The organism is Neisseria sp. P0008.S004 (assembly GCF_051962755.1).
Lineage (GTDB): Bacteria > Pseudomonadota > Gammaproteobacteria > Burkholderiales > Neisseriaceae > Neisseria > Neisseria subflava_A.
In genome coordinates, this window is sequence record NZ_JBQCUZ010000036.1 from 1 (window position 1) to 392 (window position 392).

The window sequence follows — 392 nt, forward strand, 5'->3', positions numbered from 1 at the left end:
GTGGCCGAATCGGTATGGATGCCGAGAGCGCGGGCACTGGTTTTTTTGCCGCCGATGGTGATGTTGCCTTCGCTGAGTACGGAGCGGGTATAGCCTTGGCTGTTGCCGCTTTCATGCTGGGGCAGGGTGGGGCTGTAGTTGAGGCCTTTGTTCATGTTCTGGCCGGCGGTTTGGGACGCACGACCAAAGGCGCTTTGATTGAAGCCGTCGCTGCCTTTCAGGCTGCCGCCGTAACCGGCACCGATACCCATGCTTTGGGCACTGTAGCTGCTTTCGTTGCGGATGTCTTCAAAGCTGAAACTGCGGGCGGTGAGCTCGTTGTGGTCTTTGTCTGCGGCAGAAGCGATGGCGCCGCCTTTAAGCCGGACGCTGTCGGCGGTGATGTGATAACC

1 protein-coding gene is annotated in these 392 nt (G+C 59.4%); it reads right to left on the reverse strand.

The window, feature by feature from the left end; genetic code table 11:
• The coding region (locus ACTHSW_RS10840) for a hypothetical protein (RefSeq protein ID WP_440373919.1) at positions 1–392 on the reverse strand (392 nt) is incomplete at both ends.